The sequence below is a fragment of the Pseudonocardia sp. Ae717_Ps2 genome (genome assembly GCF_001932475.1).
In the GTDB taxonomy this organism is placed as follows: Bacteria; Actinomycetota; Actinomycetes; order Mycobacteriales; family Pseudonocardiaceae; genus Pseudonocardia.
On record NZ_MCIS01000001.1, the window covers coordinates 3710136 to 3730565 of the forward strand.

Consider the following 20430-nt stretch of genomic DNA (forward strand, 5'->3'; position numbering starts at 1 on the left):
TCAGCGCCGGGCGTCGGCCCGCAGGCTCTCCCGGGCCAGCGTCGCCGCGCCCACGACGGCGGCGGCCGCGCCGAGCTGCGCGGTCCGGATCCGGGCCAGCGGCCGGTTGCCCGCGCCGGTGAGGATGCGGGCGTAGTGCTCGCGGGCGGCGTCGAGGAACAGGGGCGCCGACGCCGACACCCCGCCGGCGATCACCACGAGGTCCGGGTCGAAGACGTCCGCGACGAGCGAGAGCCCCTCCCCCAGCCAGCGCCCCATGTCGTCGAGGGCGGCGCGGGCGACCGGGTCGCCCTCGCGGGCGGCGGCGGCGACCCGTTTGCCGGTGATCCGCCCCGGGTCGACGGCGGCCTCCCGGGCCAGGCCGGACGGGCCGGGCACGTCGCCGCCCGAGAGCATCTCCAGCGCGGTGGCGCCGAGCGCGGTCCCGCTGCAGTAGCGCTCCCAGCAGCCGCGCTTGCCGCACGGGCAGGCTCGCCCCTCCGGGACGACCCGCAGGTGCCCGAGCTCGGGCGCGACGCCGTGCGCGCCGCGGTACAGCTCGCCGTCGAGCAGCAGGGCACCGCCGATCCCGGTGCCCAGCGCGATGACCAGCGCCACCGACGCGCCCGCCGCGGCGCCGTAGCGGCGTTCGGCGAGCGCGGCGGAGTTCGCGTCGTGCTCCACGACGACCGGGATCCCCCCGAGCCGGGCGCCGATCCGCTCGGCGACCGGGGCGTCGCGCCAGGACAGGTGCGGGGCGTAGCGGACCAGCCCGCGCGGGGCGTCGACGAACCCGGCGAGCGCGAGCCCGACGGCGGCGACGGTGTGCCGGCGCCGCAGCTCCTCGACCGCGCCGGCGATGGCGGCCTCCAGCGTGTCGTCGGTGCGTGGGGTCGGTGCGGAGGCGGTGTCGAGGATCCCGCCCTCGGCGTCGACGACGCCCGCGCGCACGCTGGTACCCCCGACGTCCACCCCGATGGTGCGGACGTCGGACATCCGGGGGCTCATGTCCGGTGCACCACGATCCGCTGGACGGAGCGACCGCTGCCCTGCGGCCGGCGGGACTCCCGGCGCGCGGGCGGGGCGGCCTCCTCCAACAGCGCGACGAGCACGGCGAGCAGCCCGGTGGCGTGGTCGGCGAGCCGGGTGACCAGCTCCGAGCGCTCCCCCCGGACGACGGCGATCAGCGCGCACACCGGACAGGCGGTGCAGGAGCCCGCGGCGCCGGGGCCGGGGTCGACGCCCGTGGCCTGCAGCGAGTCCGACATGGCCTCGGTGGCGGTGCGCAGCCGGTCGAGCAGCGCCACCGCGGTGACCCGCAGGTCCTCCGGGATCGCGCCGTGGGTGCCGCAGTGGGTGCCGCCCTGGGTGCCGCCCTGGGTGCCGCGGCCGCTCACGAGGTCATCCAGGTGCCCGGGTCGGGGACGAAGGAGATCACCAGGCGGGCGTCGGAGCCGTGGCCCTCCAGCCGGGCGCCGGTGGCCTCGCAGCGGCGCAGCACCGACGGCAGCGAGACCACGCGCCGGGAGAACCCGATGCCGACGACCATGTCGTCGCCGACCCGGGCGAGGTCCAGCGGCGCGTCCTGGGCGCCGGGCAGCGCCACGTCGAGCTCGAACTCGGTGTCGGCGGAGACCCCGTGACCGGCGGTGCGCCGGAGCTCCATCAGCGGCCGCGACGGGGCGTCGTCGGCCGTGCCCGCGGGGTCGTCGTCGCCGTAGACGGAGTGGGCCAGCTCGCGCAGTGCGGCGACGCCGGTCGGCTCGGCGGCGGTGTAGCGGACGGCCGTCACCGGCACGTCCGCGCCGAGCTCGCCCAGCTCGGCGAGCACGGACTGCTGCTCGGCGGCACGTTCGCGCAGCCAGCGGGCGGCGGGCCCGCGCAGCGACGGCGGCGGGCCCGGCATCACCCGGTTCGCCAGCAGCCCGTCGACCCGCAGCTCGTGCAGGGCGAGCGCGGTCAGGGTCCGGCGGGTCTCGGCCGCGACGACCCGCTCCGGGGTCAGCACCAGCCGGATCGAGGTGCGGGAGCGGTCCGCGAGCAGGCCGCGCAGGCCGCGCAGCTGCTCGGCCAGCACACCGAGCGCGTCGACGGTGCGCTCCCAGCCCGCGCCGTCGGCCTTCGCGCCGGCGAGTCCGGCGACCAGACCGCGCACGGCGCGCCGGTGTGCGGGGAACAGCCGCTCCAGGTAACCCGACAGCGCCTCGGGCAGGGTGAGCAGCCGCAGCGTCTCCGCAGTCGGCCCGCAGTCGACGACGACGACGTCGAAGCGGCCGGAGTCGGCGAAGCGCTGCACCTCGACGAGCGCGAGCAGGTCCTCGACGCCGGGCAGCACGGTCAGCTCGTCGGCGACGAGCTCGTCCACCCCGGCCCCGGCGAGCATCGTGCGCAGGTGCCCCTGCAGGTCCCCCCAGGCGCCCTCGAGCAGGTGCCGGGCCTCGATGTGGGCGCCCCACAGGTTGTCGGTGACCTCGGTGGGATCGGCGCCCAGCTCGGCGTCCAGCGCGTCGCCGAGGGAGTGCGCCGGGTCGGTGGACACGACCAGCGCCGACCGCCCGGTCCCGGCGACGTGCGCGGCCGTCGCGGCGGCCAGGGTCGTCTTGCCGACCCCGCCCTTGCCGGTGAAGAGCACCACACGCACAGCGCGGAGCCTAACGATCGTGTCCGGGTCGCCGCCGACCGGCTCAGCCCTTCTCGACGCGGCGCTTGAGCCCCTTCAGGGCCGCGTCGATGATCACTTTCTCCGCCTTGCGACGGAGCATCCCGATCATCGGGAAGTTGACCTCGACGCTGAGCTCGTAGGTGACGGTGGTGCCGCCTGCGTCGCCGACCAGCCGGTACGCGCCGTCCTGGGCGCGCTGGATGCCGCCCTTGACCAGCGTCCACGACACCGAGCGGTCGTCGGCGGCCCAGTCGTAGTCGAGGGTGTAGGTGTCCTTGATGGCCCCGGCGTCCATCGCGAAGCGGACCTGGCGGGCGCGGCCGTCGGCACCGGCGTCGAGGATCTCGACGCTGGTGATCTGGTCGGTCCACTCGGGGTAGGACGCGAAGTCCGCGATCACCGCCATGACCCGCTCCGGCGGGGCGTCGATGTGGATCGAGGACGAGGTCGCGTCGGCCATGGCGGGAGGCTATCCGGTGGTCAGAACCGGAGCACGTAGGGCGTGCCGTGCGCACGGAAGTGTCCGGCGTTGACGCACTCGGTGCGGCCGACCCGGGTACGGCGGCGCAGCGGCTGGTGCACGTGGCCGAACAGCGCGTGCGAGGGCTGCTCGGCCCGGATCCGCGCGGCCAGCGGGGCACTGGCGATCTCGGCGCGGCGGGTGACGACGTCGTAGGTCAGGCCCGGGAGCGCCGGCGGGACGTGGGTGCACAGCACGTCGGCCGGGCCGAGCGCGTCCAGGCGGGCGGTCCAGTCCTCGTGGGACACGAAGTGCGGCTGCCAGGGGCCGGTGCGGCGCGGGTCGACCCCGGGCGGCAGCGGCACCCCGCCGAGGAAGCCGAACCGGCGGCCACCGATCTCGACCACCCGTCCGTCGGCGCGGGTGACGCCCTCGGTCTCGGGCCAGGCGTCGGGGACGTCGACGTTGCCGGGGATCGCCCACACCGGCACCCCGAGCCCGCCCAGTACCCCGAAGACCTCGGCGTACTGGGCGGCGACGGCCTCGGCGACGGCGGCCGCCGGGTCGGTGAACCGGGCCCAGGAACGCTCCAGCAGGCCCAGCATCTGCGTGCGCGGTGCCCCGATCCGGCGCATCCGGCCGAACTCGGCGGCCACCTCCGCCCCGAGCAGCCGGGAGATGATCCCGTTGGCCGGGTCGCGGTAGTCGATGAACTCCAGCAGGTCGCCGAGCACGAGCACGCCGTCGGCGCCCTCGGCGGCGCGGGCGAGCGGCGTGGTGGCGCCGTGGACGTCGGTGACGACGTGCAGCCGCACGCTCAGGCCGTCCCGTCCGGCCGGTACGCCGACGGCGCGACGCCGGCCGGGCGTCCGTCCTCCAGCCGGCGCTTGAGCGCGAAGGCGTGCGCCTTGAACGCGCGGTGCCGCCGGTCGGACTCGGCGCGCAGCCACCGGCGGCGGCGCAGCCGCCCGCCGGACGGCGCACCGTCCGGGTCCGCGCGCAGGAAGAAGTGCAGGACGGTGCCGTCGCCCTCCGGCTCGCACCAGACCTCCATGGTCCCCACCAGCGCGCCGGTCACGGTCCAGCGCAGCCCGGCCGGTCCGCGGTCGTGTGCGACCTCGGGGCGCAGGTCGGGCCAGTACGACGGCCACCGGGCCGGGTCGGCGAACTCCGCCGCGACCCGCTCGCGGGGCACGGCCAGGAAGGTCTCGTCGATCACGTCGATCGCGGGCACCGGGTCAGCGTGCCACCCCGTGCGACGGCCCCGGTCACGGGTACCGTCGCGGGCCGGGCCGGACCGGCGGATCAGCTCGTGGATCCGGTATGTCCGGTTCGATGTACGCACGTCCTACTCTCCGGTAAGTTCTGCCGGAAGGTGTCGCCGCAGCCGTCGCGGCGACCGTGTTCTCAGCCTGTCGAGGCCGCCAGGAGGTCGATCCCCGTGCGTGAGTACAGCGTTCCCGCCGCGGTGTCAGTGGGAGACGAGGAATCGCTCTCGGACGCCGTGTTCGACAATGCCGCGCAGCACCCGTCGGACGTGCTCTACCGCCGCAAGGCCACGGACGGGACCTGGTCGGAGGTGACCGCGGCCGAGTTCGCCGAGCAGGTCACCCGGGTCGCGGCCGGGCTGATCGCCGCTGGTGTGCAGGCCGGGGACCGGGTCGCGCTGCTGTCGCGGACCCGCTACGAGTGGACCCTGTTCGACTACGCGATCCTCGCCGCGGGCGGGGTCACCGTCCCGATCTACGAGACCTCCTCGCCGGACCAGATCTCCTGGATCGTGTCGAACTCCGGCGCGGTCGGGATCGTCGTCGAGACCGCCGACCACGCCGCGGCGCTGGAGAAGGTCCGCGGGGACCTGCCGTCGCTGCGCACCGTGTGGCAGATCGAGCCCGCCGGGTCGGCGCCGGACGCCCCCTCGGCGGTGGAGCAGCTGCGCGGCCTGGGCTCGGACACCCCGGACGCCGTGGTCCACGAGCGCCGGGGCGCGGTGCGCGCGGACGACCTGTGCACTCTGATCTACACCTCGGGCACGACCGGCCGACCCAAGGGCTGCGAGCTCACCCACCGCAACATGCTCTCCGAGATCCGGACGATCGCCGCGACGATCCCGCACCTGTTCGAGCCGGGCGACTCGGTGCTGCTGTTCCTGCCGCTCGCGCACGTGTTCGGCAAGGCCATCCAGTGCGGCTGCCTGGCCACCCGCACCGTCGTCGGGCACACCCCCGACGTCAAGAACCTGCTGCCCGACCTGGCGGAGTTCCGGCCGACCTTCCTGCTCGCCGTGCCGCGGGTGTTCGAGAAGGTCTACAACGGGGCCCGGCTCAAGGCGCACAACGACGGCAAGGGGAAGATCTTCGACGCCGCCGCCGACACCGCGATCGCCTACTCCGAGGCGCTCGACGCGGGCGGCCCGGGGCTGCTGCTCAAGGCCCGGCACGCGTTGTTCGACAAGCTCGTGTACGGCAAGCTGCGCGCCGCCGTCGGCGGGAACGTCAAGGCGGCGGTGTCGGGATCGGCGCCGCTGGGTGCGCGGCTGGGCCACTTCTTCCGCGGCATCGGCCTGCCGGTCCTGGAGGGCTACGGCCTGACCGAGACCACCGCGGGCATCACCCTGAACACCCTCGACGCCCAGCGGGTCGGCTCGGTCGGGCGCCCGGTGCCCGGCTGCGCGGTCCGGATCGCCTCCGACGGCGAGATCATGCTGCGCGGCGACATCGTCTTCCGCGGCTACTGGGACAACGAGGAGGCCTCGGCCGAGGCCCTGGAGTCCGACGGCTGGTTCCACTCCGGCGACATCGGTGAGCTCGACGACGGCGGCTTCCTCACGATCACCGGCCGCAAGAAGGAGATCATCGTCACCGCGGGCGGCAAGAACGTGGCCCCGGCCGTGCTCGAGGACCGCCTGCGGGCGCACCCGTTGGTCGGGCAGTGCATCGTGATCGGCGACCAGAAGCCGTTCATCTCCGCGCTGGTCACGATCGACCCGGACGCCCTACCGGGCTGGCGCGAACGCAACGGCAAGCCCGCCGGCGACGGGAGCTCGGCCGCCGACCTCGTCGACGATCCGGAGCTGCGCGGCGAGATCGCGGCCGCGGTCGAGGACGCCAACCAGGCCGTCTCGCGGGCCGAGCAGATCCGCAAGTTCACGATCCTGCCGCACGACTTCAGCGAGGCGGGCGGCGAGCTGACGCCGACGATGAAGGTCAAGCGCAAGGTCGTCGTGGAGTCCTACTCCGACGAGATCGAGGCGCTCTACGCGGGGACCACCGCCGACAAGGGCTGACCCTCCACCGACGCCCTCCTCCCGGCGCCGACGGGTCGCGCGCTCAGCGCGGCCCGTCGTCGCCGGTCAGGAAGCCGTGCAGCCGCGCCGCCGACGACGGTCCGCCCCAGAGCCGACGGACGCGGGCCCGCCCGGCGCGACCCATCGCCGTCGCGCGGGCGGGATCGGCGAGCAGGTCCGCGACCCGGTCGGCGACGGCGGCGACGTCCCGTCCCGCCACGACGTGGCCGGTCACGCCGTCCTCGACGGTCTCCGGTGCTCCGCCGGAGTCCCCCGCGACGACGGGCAGTCCCGACGCCGCGGCCTCCAGCAGCGCGATCCCCAGCCCCTCGACGTCGAGCCCGCCCAGGTGGGTGCGGCACGGCAGGGCGAACACGTCCCCGGCGGCGTGGTGCGCGGCGAGCTCGGCGGCCGGCACCCCGCCGGTGGACACCACGGCGTCGGCGACCCCGGCCCGGGCCGCCAGTGCGCGCAGCCGGTCCCGGTAGGGCCCGCCGCCGACGAGCAGCAGCCGGGCGCCCGGCACCCGCGCGCGGATCCTCGGCAGCGCCGCGACCAGCACGTCCTGCCCCTTGCGCGGCACCAGCCGGGACACACACGACACCACCGGCGCGTCCCCGAGCCGGTAGCGGGCCCGGACCGCGGCGCGGGCGGCCGGGTCGGGCGCGAAGCGCACGGTGTCCACCGGCGGCGGCAGGACCTCGACGGCCGCGTCCGGGCCGAGCGCACCGGCGAGCCGGCTGCGGGTCCAGCGCGAGACCGTGGTGACGACGTCGGCGTCCCGGCCGATCCGGCGCAGCGCCCGACGCGCGCCGGGCAGCATCGACCAGCCGACCTCGTGGCCGTGCGTGGTGGCGACGACCCGCTCCACCCCCGCGTGGCGGCGCAGGTACGGGCCGAGCAGCCCCAGCGGCGCGGCCGCGCCGAACCAGACGGTCCGGGCGTCGTGCTCGCGGGCCAGCTCCGCGGCGCGCCGGGCGACCTCGGGGACCGGCAGCATCAGCGACGACCGGTGCCGGTGCACGGGGAACGGCAGCGTGGCGTCGTGGGCGGCGTCGCCGCGCCAGGCGGGGGCGTGGACGGCGAGGGTCTCCGGCGGGAGCGCGCGGGCGAGGTCGGACAGGTAGGACTGGATGCCGCCGGGGCGGGGCGGGAAGTCGTTGGTCACCAGCAGCGTGCGCGCCACGATCGGCGACGCTAGTCCCCGACGGGGCGGCGGCCCCCGGTGGTCACCGGCGGACCGGGCAGCGGGGTCGGAGCGGCGGGGTCGGGACGGCGGCTCCGCACGCGCACGGCGCGTCGGGGATGCGGGCCGCCGTCCGACACTCCGGGGAGCGGACGAGTTCCGCGTCCTCACCGCTGCGTGACCGGAGCGTTGGCCCGCCGGCGTGGCGCTGCTCCGCAGGAGTGGTGCCGGTCGTTCGACGGGACAGCTGGTGAGGATGTCGTGCTGTTCAGGTGAACGAGTGCGGCCGCCCGCGGTGACGGTCCGGCCCGGCATTTCTCCGGCGCGGCCATTCTGTCGGACCCCTCCCCTAGCGTCCGCGGTACTCGACCACCTCGGGTCCGACGAAGGAGGAGCCATGATCGTCGACTGCGATCGCTGCGAGGTCCGCGGTGCCGCGTGCGGTGACTGCGTCATCGGAGTGCTGCTGGAGGTCCCGGAGGACGACCGACCGATCCCCTATCTCCCCGTCGACCTGGCGGCCGGCTCGGTGGACACGAGCGTGGCCACGGCCGGGGCCCCGGTGGAGTTCGCCGAGCCGGAGCGCCGGGCGTTGCAGGTGCTGGCCGAGGGCGGCCTCATCCCGCACCTGCGCCTGGTCGAGCCGGGCGCGCCGGCACGCACCACGCTGCCGATGCCGGTGGTCCCGCCGGCCGGGCGCCGGACCCGGCACCGTGACGTGGGGTGACCGGTCAGCCGCCGAGGCGGCGCAGCAGCACGGCGGACGCCACGGTGTGCGCGCCCCGGCGGCGCACCGAGCGCACGAGTTCCTGGTCCGAGGTCGCCACCAGCAGCGGCCTGCCCGCCGGTTCGGCGGCGACGAGGTCGCGGACGACGTCGTCGGCGATCACCCCGGCGTCGCTGAACAGCACCCGTACCCCGCGGCTGCCGCGCACCGGCGCGGCGATCACCGCGGCGCCGTCGAACACCACGGTGATCTCGGCCCCGGTGCGGGCGCCCAGGGCGCTGAGCTGGGCCACCAGCCGGGAGCGCTGGTCGGCCAGCGGCAGGTCCGGGTAGCCGGTCTTGCTGACGTTGTAGCCGTCGACGATGAGGTGCACCGACGGCACGCTCAGCAGCGCGTCCAGCGCGGCCAGCCCGTCGACGGGTGCCGCGGCGCGTGCGCCCGCCGCGCGGTCGCCCGTGCCCGCGACCAGGTCCGCCGGCCGCGGTCCGCCCGCGCCGACGTCGAGCTCGCGGCGCAGGCCCGAGATCGCGCCGCTGACGGTGTCGAGCAGCAGCTCCAGGCGCACCTCGTCGCCGCGACGGGCCTCGCGGGCGGCCTGGCGGGCGGCGGCGACCTGACCGGCCGCGGCCTCGGCCCTGCGGCGTTCCCGGTCGGCGCGCTCGCGCTCGGCGGCGGTCTCGGCGCGGGCCCGCGCGAGTTCCTCGTCGACGCCGCCGCGCAGCCGCGCGACCTCCGCCTCCAGCTCGCTGCGGGCGTCGAGTGCGGCACGCAGCCGGGCGCCCTGGTCGCTGACCCGGCGGCGCATCTGCTGGTACTCGGTCTCCCGCTCACCGACGAGCATGCGGGCCCGCTCCCGTTCCTCGACCAGCTCGGCCCGGGCCCGTTCGAGCTCGGCGGTGAGCTTGTCGACCTTGGCCAGTGCCTCGTCGCGCTCGGCGCGCAGGTTCGCCAGGTCCGCGGTCTGTCCCACCTCGGCGACCCGCCGGTCCGCGAGCGGGTCGGCGGTGAGCAGCGCGACCGCGGCCGCATCGAGCTTGTCGACGGGCGCGGGCAGCGGCCCGGCCCCTTCCGCGGCTCCGGCGTCGCCGGCGGGCGCGCCGGTCCCGTCCGGGGACGGGTCGTCGGTGGGCCGTGGCGTGGAGGTCTCGGGAAGCTCCAGCTCACCGGGCCGGTTCTCGGCCCACCAGGCCACCACCGCGGCCCGGAACGCCGCGTCGTGCTGGAGCCGGGCCACCAGCACCTGCCCGCCGAGGCGGGCCCGCTTGGCGGGGGTGAACCGGGCGAAGCGGCGCAGCGGGGTGGGGACCTCCCCGGGCGGCAGGCCGCCCAGCGCGGTGCCCGCGATCTCCGCGAGCCGGGCCCGCAGCGGGGCGGGCAGCTCCGGCCAGTCGCCCGCGGCCGGTCCGCCGGGGCCCTCCCCGTCACGGGTACCGTCCTCGGCGCACGACGGCGGCCCGGAGCGCGTGGGCTCCGGTCGCTCCGTGTCGTCGTGCGCCATCTCTCCAGGTTATCCCCGCCCGCCCCGGACCGCCGTCGGCGCGGCCGTCCCCGTACGGGGCGTGCCCGATCGGTGGCGGCGCCGCGCCCGCCCGGGTCCCGGCCGGGCGTTCGAACATACTGTCGGACCCGACGGCTACGGTGCGGGCGTGACCTCCTGCTCCCCGCAGCTCACCTTCGACGAGCTGGGCACGCCGCTGCGCGACGTCACCTTCTGCGTGGTGGACCTGGAGACGACCGGCGGCAGCCACCGGACCGACGCGATCACCGAGGTCGGCGCCGTCGCCGTCCGCGGCGGCAGCCGGGTCTCCGAGCTCGGCACCCTGGTCGATCCGGGCGTGCGGATCCCGGCCGACATCACCCGCCTGACCGGCATCACCACGGCGATGCTGCACGGCGCACCGCCGCTGGGGGCGGTCCTGCCGTCGGTGCTGGACATGCTCCGCGGCTCGGTCCTGGTGGCGCACAACGCCCCGTTCGACGCCGGGTTCCTCAAGGCCGCCTGCGAGCGCCTCGACCGTCCCTGGCCCGGCCCCCCGGTCCTGTGCACCGCCCGGCTCGCCCGTGCCGTGCTGCCGCACGCCGAGTGCCCCAGCGTGAAGCTGGGCGTCCTGGCCCGGCACTTCGGATGTGCCACCACCCCGGACCACCGGGCGCTGACCGACGCCAGGGCGACCGTCGAGGTGCTGCACCACCTGCTGGAGCGGATCGGGAACCTGGGCGTGCAGAGCCTGGAGGAGCTGCTGCAGCTCGTGCGGGACCGGGCCCCGCACCGGCCCACCACCACCCAGCGCCGCCGCAGGCACCTGGCGAACGACGTGCCCTCCGCGCCCGGGGTGTACCTGTTCCGCGGCGGCGACGGCCAGGTGCTCTACGTGGGCACCAGCGGTGACCTGCACCGGCGGGTGCGGTCGTACTTCACCGCCGGGGAGAAGCGCCGCCGGGTCCGGGACATGCTCGCCCGGGCCGAGAAGGTCGACACGGTGGTCTGCGCGCACGCCCTGGAGGCCTCGGTGCGCGAGCTGGCCCTCATCGCCGCGCACCGCCCGCCGTACAACCGGCGCTCGCGCAACCCCGGCCGGGCCTACTGGGTGGTGCCGACGGCGGAGGCGTTCCCGCGGCTGTCGGTCGTCGCCACCCCGCGGGCGGGCGCCCTGGGCCCGTTCGGGTCGCAGCGGGCCGCGACCGACGTGCTCGACGCGGCGCTGGACGCGCTGCCGCTGCGCCGGTGCACGATCCGCATCCCGGCCCGGAACCCGTCGGCGACACCGTGTGCGCTGCACGAGCTGGGCCGCTGCGCCGCGCCGTGCGCCGGTCTGCAGCCAGCCGAGGACTACGCGCCCGCCGTGCACGCCTGGGGTCACCTCGTCGCGGGCAGGGACGACGGCCCGCTGCGGGTGCTGGCCGCCGAGGTCGACGACCGGTCCGAGGGCGGGCGCTACGAGGCCGCCGCACGGGCCCGGGACCGGCTGGCCACGCTGGCCGCCGGGGTCGACCGGGGCACCACCCTGGCCGCGCTCGCGGGGATCGACGAGCTGGTCGGCGCCCGGCCCGACGGCAGGGGCGGCTGGGAGCTCGCCGTGCTGCGGCACGGGCGGCTCGCCGCGGCGGGCACCGCGCCGCGCGGGGTGCGGCCGATGCCGGTCGTCGAGGCGCTGCGGGCCGGCGCGCAGACGGTCCTGCCGGGCGACGGGCCGCTGCGCGGGGCCCCGTCGGAGGAGGTCCGGATCCTGCACCGCTGGCTCACCAGCGGCGGGACCCGGCTGGTGCACTGCGACCCGCCGTGGGCGGAGCCGGCGTGGGGCGGGGGCGCCTGGCGCACCTGGGCCGAGCGGGCCCGGGAGGCCTCGCACCGCACCGGTGACCGCTCCCCCGACGAACCGGCCGGGGTCTGAGGTCGCACGGAGACCGCACGCACGACGGCGGCCCCGCCGGAGACCGGGTCTCCGGCGGGGCCGCCGTGGAGTGCTTCCGGGCCGGGGCCCGGGCCGTGCTCAGTCGCGCGGCTGCTGCGGACGACCACCGTCGTCCGGGCGGCCCGCGAGCTCACCGTGCCCGGACTCGAGCTCCGCCCGCGCCTCGTGACGCTGGCGCGACTCCTCGAGCTCGCGCTCGTGGGCCTCGTGGCGGGCCGCGGCCAGCGCACGGGACTCCTCGACCGGGTCGGGCGTGAGCAGCGAACCGGAGACCGGCTCACCCGCCGAGCCCAGCTGGTTCATCCGCTTGGGCACCGAGGCGCCCTGGTACTCCAGCGGGATGGCGTGGCCGTGCGCGTCGACGCCGCCCAGCGGCTGGTGCACCTCGATGAACTCGCCGTGCGGGAGCCGCTTGATGATGCCCGTCTCGATGCCGTGCTCCAGCACCGCGCGGTCCGACCGCTGCAGACCGATGCACCAGCGGTAGGCCACCCAGTACACGATCGGCGGCACGACGAGCAGACCGATGCGGCCGGCCCACGTCGTCGCGTTCAGCGAGATGTGGAAGAAGTACGAGATCCAGTCGTTGAACCCGCACATCACGAGCCACAGGTAGAACGAGATCGCCATGGCGCCGAGCGCGGTCCGGACCGGCACGTCGCGCGGGCGCTGCAGCAGGTTGTGGATCGCCTCGTCGCCGGTGAAGCGCCGCTCGATCGACGGGTAGGCACCCGCGAGCACGAACAGCACCGGCAGGAAGCCCGCGGTGGGGATGAACGCCGCCGGGATCGTGTACGTCCCGAACAGGTAGAACTCCCACGGCGGGAAGATCCGGCCCATGCCCTCGGACCACAGCATGTAGAAGTCCGGCTGCGACCCGGCGGAGATGTGCGAGGCGTCGTACGGGCCGAGGTGCCAGATGGGGTTCATCTGGAACAGCCCCGAGATCAGCGCCAGCACACCGGCGACGACGAAGAAGAACGCGCCGCCCTTCGCCGCGAACTGCGGCATGATCCGCACGCCGACGACGTTGTTCTCGGTCCGGCCGGGGCCGGGGAACTGGGTGTGCTTCTGGTACCACACCAGCCCGAGGTGCACGGCGATCAGCGCGAGGATGATCCCGGGCAGGATCAGCACGTGGATGATGTAGAGCCGCGGGATGATCTCGGTCCCGGGGAACTCGCCGCCGAACAGCGCCCAGTGCACCCAGGTGCCCATGATCGGCACGGTCAGCGTGATGCCCGAGGCGATGCGCAGACCCACACCGGAGAGCAGGTCGTCCGGCAGGGAGTAGCCGGTGAAGCCGGCGAAGGTGCCCAGCAGGATCAGCACGATCCCGATGGTCCAGTTGGCCTCGCGCGGCTTGCGGAACGCTCCGGTGAAGAACACCCGGAACATGTGGATGATCATCGCCGCGACGAACAGCAGCGCCGCCCAGTGGTGCAGCTGGCGCATGAACAGCCCGCCGCGGACCTCGAGCGAGATCTCCAGGGCGGACTCGTAGGCACGCGACATGTGCACGCCGCGCAGCGGGTCGTACGGCCCGTTGTAGACGACCTCCTGCATGGAGGGGTCGAAGAACAGCGCCAGGTAGGTGCCCGACAGCAGCACGATGATGAAGCTGTACAGGGCGATCTCGCCCAGCATGAACGACCAGTGGGTCGGGAAGACCTTGTTGAACTGCTTCCGCAGACCCGCGGCCGCGTGGTAGCGCTGGTCCGCCTGGTCGAGTGCTTCGCCGCCCTTGGCCGCGAGGCCCCCTGAGGAGGTGGTGGGTGTCGTGATCGAACTCATGTCGTCTTCGGCCTCTCCCAGAACGCGGGTCCGACGGGCTCCACGAAGTCGCTGCGGGCGACGAAGAAGCCCTCCTCGTTCACCGTGATCGGCAGCTGAGGCAACGGCCGGGCGGCCGGCCCGAAGACGGGCTCGGCATCCTGGGTGGCCAGGAACTGCGACTGGTGGCACGGGCAGAGAATGCGGTTGTCCTGCGCCTGGAACAGCGAGGTCGGGCATCCGAGGTGGGTGCAGACCTTCGACCAGGCGTAGAAGTCACCGTAGTTGAAGTTCTCCTGACCGGGGCGCTTCGTGACCTCGGTCCCGGGGCGGAGACGGATGAGCATGACCGGCGCGTCCGAGGCGCGCTGCGCGTGCAGCAGCTCCTCCTCGTTGCCCCGCTCGCTCTCGCGGTACGGGAAGACCGTCATCATCGCGCCCGGCTCCATGTCCTCGGGTCGCACGCGGGCGATCTCGGAGAGGATGCCGGTGTCGGTGCGCAGGTAGACCGTCTCGCCGTTCTCCGGACGCCAGCCGGTGTGCCACAGCGGGGCGTTCTCACCCTCGGCCCACGGGTTCCGGATGATGCCGCCGAGCGCGACGACGCCGGTGCCGATACCGGCGACGGCCGCCGCCAGCCCGGCGCTGCGGATGATCAGCTTGCGACGGCCGATCGTCGTGCCCTTGCCCGCGTCGGCGACCTGGGCCAGGAAGGTGGTGCGGTCGACGTCGGTGGACGGGCCGTCGTGGCGCTGCTGGACCGAGGTCTCGTCCGGGAAGAGCTTCTTCACCATCTGGATGACCGCGATGCCGATGGAGAGCACCGCGAACCCGAAGGTGAAGCCGATGACCGGGGTGTAGAGGTTGTAGAGCGCGTGGCCGGGCTCGCCGACGTTGACGTACTCCCACGGCCACGCGATGAACGCGACCACGAAGGCGATCATGGAGATCGCCGAGATGATGAACCACAGCGCGACCGAACGCTCGGCGCGCTTCTCCGCGCGGGTCCCCGGGATCGGGAACGCCGGCGTGTTGTGCACGACCTCGACCTCGTCGAGCTCGCCGGCCAGACGGGCCAGCTGCTCGGGCGACATCTCGTCGAGCTCCTCCTTGGTCGGACGACGGTCCGACCCGGTGCTGACTTCGCTGCTCAACTCTTCGCCCCCAACCAGATGGCGAACCCGACCAGACCGGACATCACGACGGCGAAGATGAAGACACCCTCGGCCGTCGGACCGAGAGCCAGCAGCGAGTAGCCGCCCGGGTCGTTGGCGTGGTTCACCGACTTGATGTACGCGATGATGTCCTGCTTCTCCTGCGGCGTGAGCTGCTGGTCGGAGAAGCGCGGCATGTTCTGCGGGCCGGTCTGCATCGCGGTGTAGATCTGCTCCTCGCTGGCCGGCTCGAGCGCGGGAGCGTACTTGCCGGACGACAGCGCGCCGCCGACGCCGGTGAAGTTGTGGCACGAGGCGCAGTTCAGCCGGTACAGCACGCCACCACGGCCCGGGTCGTCGCCGCGCAGGGCCTCGCCGGTCGCGGCCGGGGTGACCGGCCCGCCGCCGTTGGCCTGCACGAACGCGCCCAGCGCCTCGAGGTTCGCCCGACCCTCCTGGGTCTCCGGGTCGAAGATCGGCAGCGGGTGCTTGCGGGCGGCCTGGGCCTCCTGGCGCGCCATCGGCATACGCCCCGAGGACACCTGGAAGTAGACCGCGGCGTCGCCGACGCCGATCAGGCTCGGGCCGCGCTCCTGGACACCCTGCAGGTTCGCGCCGTGGCACGTGATGCAGGTGTTGTTGTAGAGCTGCTCGCCCTTGGCGATCAGCGCGGTGTCCTGCTGGGCCTGGGCGACCTGCGGCTGCGGCGCGAAGGCGGCGTAGAGGAAACCGACGGACAGCAGGCCCAGCCCGATGGCGAGGGCGCCGGCGATGCGGCGCTTCACCTTGCCGTGCGGACGGGTGCGGCCCCCGGCCTTCTCGTCCGGCCGTTCGACCGGTGGTGGGTTCTGGTTCTCGGTCATCGCTGGGGGTCTTCCAACCTCGACGTCGTGGCGGGTGCTGTCAGGGGACGGGCGGCGCGATCGGTCAGCGGATGAAGTAGATCGTGGCGAACAGCCCGATCCACACCACGTCGACGAAGTGCCAGTAGTAGGACACCACGATCGCCGCGGTGGCCTGGGCGGGCGTGAACTTGCTGAGCTTCGTGCGGATGATCAGGTACACGAACGCGACGAGGCCACCGACCACGTGCAGCCCGTGGAAGCCGGTCGCCAGGTAGAAGACCGACCCGTAGGCGCTCGAGGAGATCGTCGTCTCGTGCGAGGTGACCAGGGTGTAGTACTCGAACGCCTGGCCGAGCACGAAGAACGTCCCCATCGCCAGCGTCAGGGCGTACCAGCGACGCAGCCCGAACACGTCGCCGCGCTCGGCCGCGAACACGCCGAACTGGCAGGTGAACGAGGACGCCACCAGGACGAGGGTGACCACCAGTGCGTAGGGGACGTCGAGCTCGGTGGGCGGCGGCGGCCAGGGGCCGTCGTTCTGCGCCCGCGCGGTGAAGTACATCGCGAACAGCCCGGCGAAGAACATCAGCTCGCTGGAGAGCCAGACGATGGTGCCGATGCTGACCAGGTTGGGGCGGTTCAGCGAATGGATCCGCGCGCTGATGTTGGGTGCCGCTGTCGTCACGTCGGGCATTATGACCCGAGCCGAACTTCTACGGCTTGTCGGGATACCCCTCACCGCATCACGATCGGCGAACGGACCCGATGATCGGGAACTCATCGCCTGGTCGGGACGACGGAGCGGCCGCCACGCGGCCCCGGCCCGGATCGCCGACACGACAACGTTCGGGGGTGTCGGGAGGTTCCCCTAGTATCGCCGGCGTGAGCGGACGAGCGGCAGAGATCGGCAGCGCGGCCGGGTCGGGGACGGGGACCAGCACGGTGCTGGTCTACAGCCACCGTCCCGAGGTCCGCGAGAGCATCATCGAGGCGGTCGGGCGGCGTCCCGCGCCGGACGTGGGCCGGGTGCGCTGGGTGGAGGCGGCCGGCATCGCCGAGGTCCTCGCGGCCTGCGACGCGGGTGAGGCCGACCTGCTGGTCCTCGACGGCGAGGCCCAGCCGACCGGCGGGATGGGCGTGGCCAAGCAGCTGCGTCACGAGATCGTCGACTGCCCGCCGATCGTGCTGACCGTCCGCCGCCGGGACGACCGCTGGCTCGCCACCTGGTCGGAGGCGGATGCCGTGCTGGTGCACCCGCTCGACCCGATCGAGGCGGCCGAGGTCGTCGCCCAGGTCCTGCGCGACCACCGACCCGGCACCCTGACCCAGCAGCAGTAGCGAGACAGAGGACACCTCACGTCGTGAGCGCACCCACCTGGCCCTCCGTGATCGGCCGCCTGATGCGCGGCGAGGACGTCACCGCCGACCAGGCGACCTGGGCGATGGGGCAGGTGTTCGCCGGGGAGGCGACCCCGGCGCAGCTCGCCGGGTTCCTCGTCGCGCTGCGCGCGAAGGGCGAGACGCCCGCGGAGATCTCGGGCATGGCCGACGCGATGCTCGCCCATGCGCTGCGGGTGCACGTGCCCGGCCGCTCGGTCGACGTCGTCGGCACCGGCGGGGACCAGGCGCACACGGTGAACATCTCCACGATGGCGGCGATCGTCGTCGCGGCGGCGGGTGCGCCGGTCGTCAAGCACGGCGGGCGCGCGGCGTCGTCGCAGTGCGGGACGGCCGACGTGCTCGAGGAGCTGGGGGTCGCGATCGAGCTGACCCCTGCCGCGGTCGAGCGGTGTGCCGCGGAGCTGGGGATCGCGTTCTGCTTCGCCCAGTCCTTCCACCCCGCCATGCGCTACGCCGGCGGTGTCCGTCGCGAGCTCGGGGTGCCGACCGCGATGAACCTGCTCGGGCCGCTGTCCAACCCGGCCCAACCCGAGACCGGTCTGATCGGCTGCGCCGACCCGCGGCACGCCGCGACGATGGCCGAGGTCTTCGCCCGGCGCGGCAAGTCGGTGCTGGTGGTGCGCGGCGACGACGGGCTCGACGAGCTGACCACCACCGGGCGCAGCACCGTCTGGATCAGCGACGGCGGCACCGTCCGCGAGGAGCGGCTCGACCCGGCCGACCTCGGGGTCGGCGTGGCCACCGCAGAGGACCTGCGCGGCGGCACCCGGCAGGTCAACGCCGCCGTGGTCCGCGACCTGGTGGCCGGCAAGAGCGGCCCGGTGCGCGACGCGGTGCTGCTCAACGCCGCGGGCGCGCTCGCCGCGCACCGCGGGATCGGCACCGACCTCACGGCCGCGATCGGGGACGCGCTCGACGCCGTCGCCGCGGCCGTGGACTCCGGCGCCGCGTCCGACCTGCTCACCCGCTGGGCGGCGCTGTCCACCGAGCTGGCCGCCTGAGCGGACCGGCACCACCGTCCACCGGACCGGCCGCCCGAGCGGACCGGCACCCTCCGCCGAGCCGGCCGCTCGCGCAGTCCGGTCGGTTCGGGCAGCGCCATCCCGCGGGCCGACCGCTCGCGCAGTCCGGTCAGTTGGGGCGGGGCGCGGGCTCAGTCGAGGCCGATGGCGAAGGCCGCGTCGGTGTCGGCCTTGGAGTAGGACCGGAACGCTATGTGCGTGTCGGTCCCGACGACGCCGTCGATCCGGCTGAGCCGGCTGGCGATCACGTCGGCGAGCTGCTCGTGCTCGCGCACCTTGACGATCGCGATCAGGTCCACGTCGCCGGCACAGGAGTAGACCTCCGACACGCCGTCGAGGTCCGCGATGGCCTGAGCGGTCTCGGGGATCCGGTCGGCGGCGGTGTGCACCAGGACGATCGCGGTGATCACGGTGGGGCTCCCCCTCGGGTCAGGGCGTGGCGGACACCGGTCAGGCTAGTGGGGGCATCCCCTGTGGCGCAGGCCGCATCCGGTTGCTACTGTCACCGTCATGCGCACCGTCGAGCACACCCTTGCTCCGGCCGCAGCGCTGCCCGCACTCATTCCCGCGGTAGTAGCACTGCGCGTCGGCTGATCCAGGCCGCCGACGCGCCCGCGCCGCAATCCCGGCGCTTCCCTCCCGCACACCGCGGTGAGGATCTTCGAGACCTGGCTCGCGTTCCCGCTTCTCTCTCGCGCAACGCACGGAGCCACACGATCATGAGCATCACCGCCGACCGCCCCACCACCACCTTCTCCTTCCCCACCGGTTCCGGTGGCGCCGCGGACATCGCGTCCCGGATGCCCCGCCGGCACACCGTCGTCACCGGCGACGGGATGGCCGGGGTCATGCAGATCGCCTCGGCGCTGCAGAGCTGCGGCCGCACGCTGCGCGAGTTCTGCGTCGACGTCCGTGAGGGCGTCGCCTACAGCTCGGTCACCTGCACCCTGTCGATGACGCCCGACGAAGCCGACGACTTCACCCGCGGCATGGGCGCCATGCCCTGCGTCCTGGCCGTCGACCCGTACTGAGCCGTACTGAGCTGGACCGGCCGCCACCGAGGCGACGGGCCCGCGGCCGCTACGGGCGTGAGCTGCGGCTGCGGGCCGCGTCGAGCATCTCGGCCCGGTCCGCGATCTTGACCCGTTCGGTGCCGCCGCGCCGCTCCCCCAGGGCGATCTCGGCGGCGTCGAGACGCAGCCAGTCCTCCCACAGGACGGGGTCGACGCCGTAGGAGCGCATCCGCTCGACGACGGCGTCGCCACCCGGCCGCGGCGGCGTCGCCAGGTCCGGCAGGTCGGCCAGCACCGACTCCGCGGTCTGTGCGCCGTCGCCCTTGTTGGTGCCGATCACCCCGGTCGGGCCCCGCTTGATCCACCCGGCCACGTAGCTGCCGCGCACGGGCTCCCCGCCGAGCAGCACCCGTCCGGCCTCGTTCGGGACGGTGCCGGTCACCGGGTCGAACGGCAGCCCCTCGATGGGCTCGCCCGCATAGCCGATGGCCCGCACGACCAGGCCCGCCTCCAGGGTCTCGACCTCACCCGTGCCGTGCACCCGGCCGTCGGCGTCGACGGCGTTGCGTTCGACCACGACGGCGCCGACCCGGCCGGTGCCGTCGTCGACGAGCCGGACCGGCGACCGCAGGAACCGCAGGTGGATGCGCCGACGCGCACCGGTCGCGGACCGGGCGGCCCATTCGGTGAGCATCTCGATGTTCTGGCGCATCCGCCGTTCCTCCGGCTCGGCGACGCCCGCGGCGAGCAGGCCGTCGTCGTGCACCACGACGTCGACGTCGTCGAGACCCCCGAGACCGCGCAGCTCGGCAGGGGTGAACTTCATGTGCAGCGGGTCGCGCCGGACCAGCACGTGCACGTCGGTGACCGCGCTCGCCCGCAGTGCGTCGAGCACCGCGTCGTGCGCGTCGGTGGCGGCGAGGTCCTCGGCGGGGCGGGCAAGGACCCGCGCCACGTCGACGGCGACGTTCCCGGCGCCGACCACGACCGCGCCGGGGCGGTCGAGCAGCGGGCCGGGGCCCACCGCGTCGGGGTGCCCGCAGTACCAGGACACGAACGCCCCGGACCCGACCGAGCCCGCGAGATCCTCCCCCGGGACGCCGAGGTCGCGGTCGACCGCGCTGCCGGTGGCGTGCACGACGGCGTGGTAGTGCTCCCGCAGCGCCTCCCCCGGGATGCCGCCGGGACCGACGTGCACGTTGCCGAGGAACCGGACGCGGTCGCTGTCGTCGAAGGTCCGCACCAGCGCCCGGATGACCGACTTCATCTTCACGTGGTCGGGGGCGACGCCGTAGCGGACCAGACCGTAGGGCGCGGGCAGCCGGTCGATCACGTCGACGTGCACCGCCGGCTCCCCCGCCAGCAGCGCCTCGGCCGTGTACAGGCCGGACGGTCCGGACCCGATGACGGCGATCCGGTGGGGTCGTGGGCTGAGGACCTGCGGGGTCGACACGTGCGCACCTCCGAGCCGGGGACGGTGACGACGCTAACAGCGATGACCCGTCCGGG

At 74.5% G+C, this 20430-nt stretch carries 20 protein-coding genes; 6 read left to right on the top strand and 14 right to left on the bottom strand.

Going from position 1 to position 20430, the window contains the following annotated elements; genetic code table 11:
* The 6 genes from Ae717Ps2_RS16940 to Ae717Ps2_RS16965 are packed head-to-tail and all read right to left on the bottom strand — an operon-like array spanning nucleotide 1 to nucleotide 4335.
* Complete coding sequence (locus Ae717Ps2_RS16940) at nucleotides 1-987, bottom strand: ROK family protein (RefSeq protein WP_075307244.1); 987 nt, start codon at nucleotides 985-987, stop codon at nucleotides 1-3.
* Nucleotides 984-1376 carry a hypothetical protein gene (locus Ae717Ps2_RS16945; protein ID WP_075307246.1) on the bottom strand — a complete coding sequence of 131 codons (393 nt, stop codon included), beginning with the start codon at nucleotides 1374-1376 and terminating at the stop codon, nucleotides 984-986. Before Ae717Ps2_RS16945 ends, Ae717Ps2_RS16940 begins: the two co-directional genes overlap by 4 nt.
* Complete coding sequence (locus tag Ae717Ps2_RS16950; RefSeq protein WP_075333594.1) at nucleotides 1373-2620, bottom strand: ArsA family ATPase; 1248 nt, start codon at nucleotides 2618-2620, stop codon at nucleotides 1373-1375. Before Ae717Ps2_RS16950 ends, Ae717Ps2_RS16945 begins: the two co-directional genes overlap by 4 nt.
* A gap of 43 nt (nucleotides 2621-2663) precedes the next feature.
* Nucleotides 2664-3101, bottom strand: coding sequence for an SRPBCC family protein (locus tag Ae717Ps2_RS16955; RefSeq protein WP_020623841.1), 438 nt, complete (start codon nucleotides 3099-3101; stop codon nucleotides 2664-2666).
* A gap of 20 nt (nucleotides 3102-3121) precedes the next feature.
* Nucleotides 3122-3916, bottom strand: coding sequence for a metallophosphoesterase (locus tag Ae717Ps2_RS16960; protein WP_075333595.1), 795 nt, complete (start codon nucleotides 3914-3916; stop codon nucleotides 3122-3124).
* A gap of 2 nt (nucleotides 3917-3918) precedes the next feature.
* Complete coding sequence (locus tag Ae717Ps2_RS16965; protein ID WP_075312037.1) at nucleotides 3919-4335, bottom strand: polyketide cyclase / dehydrase and lipid transport; 417 nt, start codon at nucleotides 4333-4335, stop codon at nucleotides 3919-3921.
* Between the two features lie 207 nt (nucleotides 4336-4542).
* On the opposite strand from Ae717Ps2_RS16965, the gene Ae717Ps2_RS16970 reads away from it, so the two are divergent.
* Nucleotides 4543-6387: a long-chain fatty acid--CoA ligase gene (locus Ae717Ps2_RS16970; RefSeq protein ID WP_075307252.1), complete on the top strand. Its 1845-nt coding sequence runs from the start codon at nucleotides 4543-4545 to the stop codon at nucleotides 6385-6387.
* A gap of 43 nt (nucleotides 6388-6430) precedes the next feature.
* Here the strand turns inward: Ae717Ps2_RS16970 and Ae717Ps2_RS16975 are convergent, their stop codons facing one another.
* Entirely contained in the window at nucleotides 6431-7573 is a 1143-nt protein-coding gene (locus Ae717Ps2_RS16975; RefSeq protein ID WP_075307254.1) for a glycosyltransferase family 4 protein, read from the bottom strand.
* A 397-nt stretch (nucleotides 7574-7970) separates the two neighbouring features.
* Here Ae717Ps2_RS16975 and Ae717Ps2_RS16980 point away from each other — a divergent pair, with 397 nt between their 5' ends.
* Nucleotides 7971-8300, top strand: a complete 330-nt coding sequence (locus Ae717Ps2_RS16980) for a hypothetical protein (RefSeq protein WP_075307256.1) — start codon at nucleotides 7971-7973, stop codon at nucleotides 8298-8300.
* 4 nt (nucleotides 8301-8304) lie between these two features.
* On the opposite strand, the gene Ae717Ps2_RS16985 is transcribed toward Ae717Ps2_RS16980, so the two are convergent.
* Entirely contained in the window at nucleotides 8305-9798 is a 1494-nt protein-coding gene (locus tag Ae717Ps2_RS16985) for an NYN domain-containing protein (protein ID WP_075307258.1), read from the bottom strand.
* Between the two features lie 148 nt (nucleotides 9799-9946).
* On the opposite strand from Ae717Ps2_RS16985, the gene Ae717Ps2_RS16990 reads away from it, so the two are divergent.
* Nucleotides 9947-11692: a DEDD exonuclease domain-containing protein gene (locus tag Ae717Ps2_RS16990; protein ID WP_075307260.1), complete on the top strand. Its 1746-nt coding sequence runs from the start codon at nucleotides 9947-9949 to the stop codon at nucleotides 11690-11692.
* A 99-nt stretch (nucleotides 11693-11791) separates the two neighbouring features.
* On the opposite strand, the gene Ae717Ps2_RS16995 is transcribed toward Ae717Ps2_RS16990, so the two are convergent.
* The 4 genes from Ae717Ps2_RS16995 to Ae717Ps2_RS17010 form a co-directional block, all read right to left on the bottom strand.
* Nucleotides 11792-13507, bottom strand: coding sequence for a ubiquinol-cytochrome c reductase cytochrome b subunit (locus Ae717Ps2_RS16995; protein ID WP_075307262.1), 1716 nt, complete (start codon nucleotides 13505-13507; stop codon nucleotides 11792-11794).
* Nucleotides 13504-14640 (bottom strand): ubiquinol-cytochrome c reductase iron-sulfur subunit, encoded by a 1137-nt coding sequence (locus Ae717Ps2_RS17000; RefSeq protein WP_233147595.1) that lies wholly within the window; start codon nucleotides 14638-14640, stop codon nucleotides 13504-13506. The genes Ae717Ps2_RS16995 and Ae717Ps2_RS17000 overlap by 4 nt, the downstream gene beginning before the upstream one ends.
* A complete protein-coding gene (locus tag Ae717Ps2_RS17005; protein WP_075333596.1) occupies nucleotides 14637-15503 on the bottom strand; it encodes a c-type cytochrome in 867 nt (288 codons plus the stop codon). The genes Ae717Ps2_RS17000 and Ae717Ps2_RS17005 overlap by 4 nt, the downstream gene beginning before the upstream one ends.
* Nucleotides 15504-15567: 64 nt before the next feature.
* Nucleotides 15568-16179, bottom strand: coding sequence for a heme-copper oxidase subunit III (locus Ae717Ps2_RS17010; protein WP_020625132.1), 612 nt, complete (start codon nucleotides 16177-16179; stop codon nucleotides 15568-15570).
* Between the two features lie 248 nt (nucleotides 16180-16427).
* Between Ae717Ps2_RS17010 and Ae717Ps2_RS17015 the strand changes: the two genes are divergently transcribed.
* Nucleotides 16428-16823, top strand: a complete 396-nt coding sequence (locus Ae717Ps2_RS17015; RefSeq protein WP_020625131.1) for a response regulator — start codon at nucleotides 16428-16430, stop codon at nucleotides 16821-16823.
* Between the two features lie 23 nt (nucleotides 16824-16846).
* Complete coding sequence (trpD, locus tag Ae717Ps2_RS17020; RefSeq protein ID WP_143510398.1) at nucleotides 16847-17887, top strand: anthranilate phosphoribosyltransferase; 1041 nt, start codon at nucleotides 16847-16849, stop codon at nucleotides 17885-17887.
* A 152-nt stretch (nucleotides 17888-18039) separates the two neighbouring features.
* On the opposite strand, the gene Ae717Ps2_RS17025 is transcribed toward trpD, so the two are convergent.
* Nucleotides 18040-18318 carry an Lrp/AsnC family transcriptional regulator gene (locus Ae717Ps2_RS17025; protein WP_060711495.1) on the bottom strand — a complete coding sequence of 93 codons (279 nt, stop codon included), beginning with the start codon at nucleotides 18316-18318 and terminating at the stop codon, nucleotides 18040-18042.
* A gap of 309 nt (nucleotides 18319-18627) precedes the next feature.
* On the opposite strand from Ae717Ps2_RS17025, the gene Ae717Ps2_RS17030 reads away from it, so the two are divergent.
* Nucleotides 18628-18939, top strand: a complete 312-nt coding sequence (locus Ae717Ps2_RS17030) for a hypothetical protein (protein ID WP_020625128.1) — start codon at nucleotides 18628-18630, stop codon at nucleotides 18937-18939.
* A 49-nt stretch (nucleotides 18940-18988) separates the two neighbouring features.
* On the opposite strand, the gene Ae717Ps2_RS17035 is transcribed toward Ae717Ps2_RS17030, so the two are convergent.
* Entirely contained in the window at nucleotides 18989-20374 is a 1386-nt protein-coding gene (locus tag Ae717Ps2_RS17035; protein ID WP_075333597.1) for an FAD-dependent oxidoreductase, read from the bottom strand.
* Nucleotides 20375-20430: the final 56 nt, after the last annotated feature.

Excerpts from the sequence above, each read along its gene's own strand:
- Ae717Ps2_RS16940 (WP_075307244.1), bottom strand. The coding sequence starts at position 987 with ATGAGCCCCCGGATGTCCGACGTCCGCACCATCGGGGTGGACGTCGGG.
- Ae717Ps2_RS16955 (WP_020623841.1), bottom strand. The coding sequence starts at position 3,101 with ATGGCCGACGCGACCTCGTCCTCGATCCACATCGACGCCCCGCCGGAG.
- Ae717Ps2_RS16980 (WP_075307256.1), top strand. The coding sequence starts at position 7,971 with ATGATCGTCGACTGCGATCGCTGCGAGGTCCGCGGTGCCGCGTGCGGT.
- Ae717Ps2_RS16985 (WP_075307258.1), bottom strand. The coding sequence starts at position 9,798 with ATGGCGCACGACGACACGGAGCGACCGGAGCCCACGCGCTCCGGGCCG.
- Ae717Ps2_RS16995 (WP_075307262.1), bottom strand. The coding sequence starts at position 13,507 with ATGAGTTCGATCACGACACCCACCACCTCCTCAGGGGGCCTCGCGGCC.
- Ae717Ps2_RS17005 (WP_075333596.1), bottom strand. The coding sequence starts at position 15,503 with ATGACCGAGAACCAGAACCCACCACCGGTCGAACGGCCGGACGAGAAG.
- Ae717Ps2_RS17010 (WP_020625132.1), bottom strand. The coding sequence starts at position 16,179 with ATGCCCGACGTGACGACAGCGGCACCCAACATCAGCGCGCGGATCCAT.
- Ae717Ps2_RS17030 (WP_020625128.1), top strand. The coding sequence starts at position 18,628 with ATGAGCATCACCGCCGACCGCCCCACCACCACCTTCTCCTTCCCCACC.